This is a genomic window from Oscillibacter sp. KLE 1728 (genome assembly GCF_934833455.1).
GTDB lineage: Bacteria > Bacillota > Clostridia > Oscillospirales > Oscillospiraceae > Oscillibacter > Oscillibacter welbionis.
Map to the genome: position 1 here is coordinate 1 of NZ_CAKVVF010000136.1, position 3,047 is coordinate 3,047.

General features: G+C 62.1%; 5 protein-coding genes. 3 read left to right on the forward strand and 2 right to left on the reverse strand.

Going from position 1 to position 3,047, the window contains the following annotated elements; genetic code table 11:
• The 3 genes from QVE23_RS10775 to QVE23_RS10785 form a co-directional block, all read left to right on the forward strand.
• On the forward strand, nucleotides 1-733 hold a 733-nt coding region (locus QVE23_RS10775; RefSeq protein ID WP_287968215.1), incomplete at its 5' end, for a dicarboxylate/amino acid:cation symporter.
• Between the two features lie 61 nt (nucleotides 734-794).
• A complete protein-coding gene (locus QVE23_RS10780) occupies nucleotides 795-1,163 on the forward strand; it encodes a RidA family protein (protein WP_021748272.1) in 369 nt (122 codons plus the stop codon).
• Nucleotides 1,164-1,175: 12 nt separating this feature from the next.
• Nucleotides 1,176-1,427 (forward strand): glutaredoxin, encoded by a 252-nt coding sequence (locus QVE23_RS10785; RefSeq protein WP_287968216.1) that lies wholly within the window; start codon nucleotides 1,176-1,178, stop codon nucleotides 1,425-1,427.
• 59 nt (nucleotides 1,428-1,486) lie between these two features.
• Here the strand turns inward: QVE23_RS10785 and QVE23_RS10790 are convergent, their stop codons facing one another.
• Both QVE23_RS10790 and QVE23_RS10795 read right to left on the reverse strand, forming a co-directional pair.
• The gene (locus QVE23_RS10790) at nucleotides 1,487-1,669 is read right to left on the reverse strand and encodes a DUF6774 domain-containing protein (protein WP_021748458.1); all 183 of its coding nucleotides are present in this window, start codon (nucleotides 1,667-1,669) and stop codon (nucleotides 1,487-1,489) included.
• 66 nt (nucleotides 1,670-1,735) lie between these two features.
• The gene (locus QVE23_RS10795) at nucleotides 1,736-2,953 is read right to left on the reverse strand and encodes a hypothetical protein (RefSeq protein ID WP_287968218.1); all 1,218 of its coding nucleotides are present in this window, start codon (nucleotides 2,951-2,953) and stop codon (nucleotides 1,736-1,738) included.
• Nucleotides 2,954-3,047: the final 94 nt, after the last annotated feature.

The window sequence follows — 3,047 nt, forward strand, 5'->3', positions numbered from 1 at the left end:
GAACAACCTGAATGACATCATCATGAAGTTCGTGGGCGTCATCATGTTCATCGCTCCCATCGGTTTGGGCGCCTACTTTGCCAATTTGGTTGCCACCTATGGTCCAGAGATCGTGGGTGACTACGGCCGGTCCATGCTGGTCTACTATCCCCTGTGCCTGCTCTATGCGGTGATCTTCTTCCCGCTATATGCCTTCCTGGCCGGCGGCAAGCTGGGCGTCCGGATGATGATCCAGAACATCTTCCCGCCTGCCATCACAGCCTTTGCCACCCAGTCCTCCGCCGCCACCATTCCGGTCAACAAGGAGGCCTGTGACAACATCGGCGTGCCCAAGGACGTCAGCGACCTGGTGCTGCCCATGGGCTGCACCATGCACATGGACGGCTCCGTCCTCAGTTCCATCGTGAAGATCGCCTTCCTGTACGGCGTCTTCGGCAAGGACTTCGTCGGTGCGGAGACCTATGCCATGGCCATCGTTGTGGCCATTCTCTCCGCCTTTGTGCTCTCCGGCGCTCCCGGCGGCGGCCTGGTGGGCGAGATGCTGATTGTCAGCATGTTCAACTTCCCCGCCGAGGCATTCCCCATCATCGCCACCCTGGGCTTCATCTTCGACCCTGCCGCCACCTGCCTGAACTCCTCCGGCGACACCATCGCCTCCATGATCGTCACCCGTCTGGTGGAGGGCAAGGACTGGCTCGTGAAGGCTGTGGCCGCCAAGAAGGAGACCGCCTGATTCCAGCGCTTTCCAGATTGATTTTATCAGCTATCCAATTTTAGAATAAGGAGTTTTTCACATGAACGTCATTGAAACCAAGAACGCCCCCGGCGCCATCGGCCCCTATTCCCAGGGCTACGCCTTTGGAGATCTGGTCATCACCTCCGGTCAGATCCCGGTGGACCCCGCCACGGGCACTACCCCCGAAGGTATCTCCGCCCAGGCGGAGCAGAGCTGCAAAAACGTGGGCGCCATCTTGGAGGCTGCCGGTTCCGGCTTTGACAAAGTTGTCAAGACCACCTGCTTTCTGGCGGATATGGGCGACTTCGCCGCCTTCAACGAGGTGTACGCCAGGTATTTCACCTCCAAGCCCGCCCGCAGCTGCGTGGCCGTGCGGGAGCTGCCCAAGGGCGTGCTCTGCGAGATCGAAGCCATCGCGCTGAAGTAACGGAGGTATCAGATGAAAGTCACTGTCATTGGAAGCCACCTGTGCCCCGACACCCTGTACGCCCTGAACCGCCTGTCCGATGCCAAGGCGGAGATCGAGTTCAAGAATCTCTCCGCCAGCCTGCCGGACCTGAAGGCCTATCTGGCCCTGCGGGACAGCGATCCCCACTATGAGGCCGTCAAGAAAAACGGCGGCATCGGCATCCCCGCCTTTGTCCTGGAGGACGGCACCGTCACGCTGGATCTCGGGGACGTGCTTAAATAAAGCGATCACAACCCCCGGCGGGGGACCTTTCAGGTCCCCCGCCGGGTTTCTGCTGTTCTTCAAACCTCCGTGACGGCTCCTGTACCGCCCTCCTCCATCTGCCGCAGGGCCGCCAGGGTACCCAGAGTGGTGCCCAGCTGGGTCAGCAGGATCGCCGTGCGGGACAGCTCCTCCGTGGTCATGCATTTTGCCATGGCCACCGCTGTGGCGTAGACTCCTGTGCTCCAATCATAGGCATCCATCCCTCGGCCCCCTCCCTGGTGAACAGTGTATGAGGCGGCGAGGGATTTCTTGACGGGGGCGGCGTGTCATTTCTCCAGCAAAGAGGTCAGATACGCCGTCTCTGTCCGCAGGTCCGCAGAGCCGGTGTACCAAAGGGTAAGAACCTGTTTTCCCTGCCGGAGCACGGCGAATTGTTCAGGACTTCCGATTCCGTCCGCCTCCTCTGCCCACCAGAAGCCGTCCAGAGCCGGGGCCTCTATTGGGTCCAGCGGCAGTTCCGGCCGGCTGTCCAGAAAGCCGGCCCGATTCTCGGCCAGCTCTGCCGTCAGGGTCCGGGCCAATCCGGCTGTCAGCATACGGTAATACGCGGTCTGGAGAAAAGCCTGCTCCCCGTCGGGCAGCACCGCAGACTGGCGGGCAGCGTACATCTCCGGCGCGATGGGAAGGGATTTTTCCTGCACCTCTGTCCGCAAAGGCTCCAGGCCGTCCAGGGCTGTCAGGTCCGCCAGAACCATCTGCACCGGCGGACGTTCCCCCGCTTCATAAACCGTCCGCGCCGCATGGTCCCAACCAGAGGGATTGCCGTCCAGATTCTGAATGCTGACCACCAGATTCAGCACAGATATGACCAGTGCAGCGCCCCACGCCAGCTGTCCCAGCCGCAGCTGACGGCGGTATGGCTTGGGCCTCTCCAGCGGGACGCCCGCCGTCAGAGTCTTCCACAGCCGCCAGGTGTTCCGGGCATCCAGCCAGAGCTGCATCCCCAAGATGGTCAGCAGCGCCGCAGCCACCAGCGGCGCGGCTACAAAGCCCAGCCAGCTGGCGTTTCTCAGGATGTTCTCCAGAGAAGCAACCGAAAGCGCCACCGCCAGGATGAAATACGCCGTCATTGCCAGCCAGATCAGCCCGCCCCCCACTGTGCGGAAGATCATCCGCCGCTTTAAGTATCGGTATCCCTCTCCCTGGACCACCGGGTCCGTGTCCAGCTCCGGGGCATTCGGGTCATCGCACCGCCAGACCCAGAAGGGCCCCAGCTGCCCCACCAGCCGCCAGCCCATGCTCCGGTATGCCTCCACCCGCTCCGGGTCCAAAGCCTCTTTCCACCTTTGGAGGGGCTGGAGCCGGAAGCGGCACTCCCACGGTTCGTCCAGCAACAGGTCCACCCGGCTGCCCGTGAAGCAGACGGGGTTCTCCCCCTTGCGGGCCAGGTCCTCCAGCCAGGTCTCCACCGCCGCCACGTCGTAGATGCTGATGGGGCAGCTCTTCCGATAGGAGCTCTGCCCATGTCTGTTTTCAGCGCCCATTCTCCTCTCCCCCTCTCCGCTGATCTACTGAAATTTCATCAGGACGGCAGCGTACCGCTCCGCCAGATCTATCGTTGGCTCCGTGGTGCCTGTG

What these genes read in the sequence shown, in the direction of transcription:
- QVE23_RS10780 (WP_021748272.1), top strand. Translation starts at nt 795, where the DNA reads ATGAACGTCATTGAAACCAAGAACGCCCCCGGCGCCATCGGCCCCTAT.
- QVE23_RS10785 (WP_287968216.1), top strand. Translation starts at nt 1,176, where the DNA reads ATGAAAGTCACTGTCATTGGAAGCCACCTGTGCCCCGACACCCTGTAC.
- QVE23_RS10790 (WP_021748458.1), bottom strand. Translation starts at nt 1,669, where the DNA reads ATGGATGCCTATGATTGGAGCACAGGAGTCTACGCCACAGCGGTGGCC.
- QVE23_RS10795 (WP_287968218.1), bottom strand. Translation starts at nt 2,953, where the DNA reads ATGGGCGCTGAAAACAGACATGGGCAGAGCTCCTATCGGAAGAGCTGC.